This is a genomic window from Novosphingobium sp. (assembly GCF_041915465.1).
Classification (GTDB): domain Bacteria; phylum Pseudomonadota; class Alphaproteobacteria; order Sphingomonadales; family Sphingomonadaceae; genus Novosphingobium.
This window is the reverse complement of sequence record NZ_JAYSBK010000182.1, coordinates 1-2642: the sequence shown is the minus strand read 5'-3', so window position 1 is coordinate 2642 and position 2642 is coordinate 1. Positions and strand designations below refer to the sequence as shown.

Here is a 2642-nt window from a genome sequence, read left to right as displayed (position 1 = left end):
AAGGGATCGGCCAGCATCGGTTCGAGCGACCTGTCGGACGCGGCGCTCAAGGAACTGGCGGCGCGCGCGGTCGATATGGCCCGCGCCGCGCCGGACGATCTCTATGCCGGCCTGGCGCCAGACGAATTGCTCAGCCACGGACCTTACCCGGAGCTGGACCTCTACGACGCCGCAGAACCCACGCCGCAGGACCTGCGCGAAACCGCGCTTGCCTGCGAAGATGCGGCGCGCGCCGTGGCGGGCGTCACCAACAGCGAGGGCGGCAGCGCCAGCGCCGGATCGCGGGTCTTCGCGCTTGCCACCTCGCACGGCTTTGCCGCCGCCTATCGCGGCACCAGCCGAGGCCTTTCCGCCAGTGTGATCGCGGGCGAAGGCGCGAATATGCAGCGCGACTATGGCTGGCGCAGCGCCCGCCACAGCGCGGACCTGCCCAGCGCCGAGGAAATCGGCCAGCTGGCGGGCGACCGTGCGGTCAAGCGGCTCAACCCGGGACGGCTCAAGAGCGGCCCCATGGCGGTTGTGTTCGATCCGCGCGTCGGTGGTTCGCTGATCGGCCACCTGGTCGGCGCGATGTCGGGCAGTTCGATCGCGCGGCGATCAAGCTTCCTGTTGGAGCGTGACGGCGCGCAGGTGTTTGCGCCCGGCATCGGCATCGTCGACGATCCGCACCGCGTGCGCGGCCTGTCCTCCCGCCCGTTCGATGGCGAGGGCCTTGCCACGGCCCCGCGCCGTCTGGTGGATGATGGCAAACTGACCGGCTGGCTGATGGACAGCGCCTCGGCCCGCCAACTGGGCCGCCAGCCGACCGGCCATGCCGTGCGCGGATCGGGCGGCGCGCCGGGCGTTTCGCCCAGCAACCTGCACCTCGAACCCGGCAAGGTTAGCGTGGCCGAACTGATCAGCGATATCGCCGACGGGGTCTATGTCACCGAACTGATCGGCCACGGCGTCAACCCGGTGACCGGCGATTACAGCCGCGGGGCTTCGGGCTTCCGGATCGTGAAGGGCGAAATCGCGGGGCCAGTCGCGGAATTTACCGTGGCTGGCAACCTGATCGACATGTTCGCGCAGCTGAGCGCGGCCAATGACCTGGAATGGCACCGCTCGGTCAATGTGCCGACCATCCGCGTCGATGGAATGATGATCGCGGGCGATTGAACCGCAGGTCCGCGCCATAAAAAAAGCCCCGCATCAGCGGGGCTTTTTGCTTACTTGGCCTTGTTCGCTTCGTAGCGCGCGATGCAGTCCAGCACGACGCGGCGGGCGTCTTCCGCATCGCCCCACTTGCCGATCCGCACCCACTTTTCGGCTTCGAGGTCCTTGTAGTGGGTAAAGAAGTGCTCGATCTGCTGCAGCACGATCGAGGGCAGGTCGGCGCGCTCGCCAACGTCGGAGTAATACGGGAAGGTCGAATCGACCGGAACGCAGATCAGCTTTTCATCGCCGCCGTGTTCGTCTTCCAGGTTCAGCACGCCGATCGGACGGGCCCGGACCACGCAGCCCGGCACGAAGGGCGAGCGCGCGATGACCAGCGCGTCGAGCGGATCGCCATCGTCCGAAAGGGTGTGCGGCACGAAGCCGTAGTTCGCGGGATAGCGCATCGGCGTGTGCAGAATGCGGTCCACGAACAGCGCGCCCGAGGCCTTGTCGAACTCGTACTTCACGGGTTCGCCGCCGACGGGCACTTCGATGATGACGTTGAGGCTTTCGGGCGGGTTGTCGCCCACGGGGATCATGTCGATACGCATGGGCGCGCCTTAGCGGCGATCATGTTGCGTCGCAACATCCGACCTTGGTATATTTTTGCGAAGCTGCTCAGCCGGCCGCGCCCGCCAGCACGTTGATCGCAAAGGCCAGCACGCCGATGTTGAAAGCGAAGGAAAGCAGCGAGTGCACGACCACGACCTGGCGTACCGCGCCGCGCGTCACGTCGACATCTGATGCGGCAAAGCTCATGCCGGCAGTGAACGAGAAATAGAGAAAATCCCAATAATCCGGCTCTGCCGTGCCGGGGAAATCGAAGCCACCGGCATCGCCCGGACCTGCGCCTGACGGGCTGTAAAACATGTGCGCATAATGCAGCATGAAGACAAGGTTGGTGAAAACCCATGACAGGGCCAGGGTGGCGACCAGGATCAGGACCGCGAACCAGTCACCACGATGCGCGGCGGGCAATTCAGTCAGGATCGCGGTCAGCACGGCCAGCGATACCACTCCGGTGAGCAGCAGGACCAGACCGCGATTCGCATCGTTTTCGGCCGCGTGAAGGCGCATCTGTGCGGCGCTGCGATCACGCATCAGCGGAAGCAGCGATAGCGCGAAGGCGCTTGCCCCAAGATCAAAACCCAGCACCAGCCCGTCGGTCGGCTTGCCGGCTCCGCCGGGAAAGCCGACCAGCGCCGTCACCAGCAATATCGCGGCGAACATCACGAAGCGCGGTGGCGCAACGTGCCTGCCGAGCACAGCGCGGACTTGCCGCAGCGCGCCCCGCCGAGTCGTCACCGTCCGCCGCCCGGCGCGCCAACCCGCTTGGGCGCGAGCAGCTGGTCGAGCCCGGTGGGTGCCGTCCCGGGGGCGGCGCGCTCGATCCATGGCCAGCGCAGCCCGCCGGTATAGGCGATGCTGACCGTTTCGAACCGGTC

Annotated in this window: 3 protein-coding genes; 1 reads left to right on the top strand and 2 read right to left on the bottom strand. The window is 66.6% G+C overall.

The window, feature by feature from the left end; all coding sequences use genetic code 11:
- Nucleotides 1-1158, top strand: a 1158-nt coding sequence (locus tag ACE3SN_RS16735) for a TldD/PmbA family protein (protein ID WP_374531954.1), incomplete at its 5' end; no start/stop codon positions are given.
- 50 nt (nucleotides 1159-1208) lie between these two features.
- On the opposite strand, the gene ppa is transcribed toward ACE3SN_RS16735, so the two are convergent.
- A complete protein-coding gene (ppa, locus tag ACE3SN_RS16730) occupies nucleotides 1209-1748 on the bottom strand; it encodes an inorganic diphosphatase (RefSeq protein ID WP_374531952.1) in 540 nt (179 codons plus the stop codon).
- Between the two features lie 67 nt (nucleotides 1749-1815).
- On the bottom strand, nucleotides 1816-2502 hold the full coding sequence (locus tag ACE3SN_RS16725; protein WP_374531950.1) for a DUF1345 domain-containing protein: 687 nt from the start codon (nucleotides 2500-2502) through the stop codon (nucleotides 1816-1818).
- Between the last annotated feature and the right edge of the window lie 140 nt (nucleotides 2503-2642).

Excerpts from the sequence above, each read along its gene's own strand:
- ppa (WP_374531952.1), bottom strand. The coding sequence starts at position 1,748 with ATGCGTATCGACATGATCCCCGTGGGCGACAACCCGCCCGAAAGCCTC.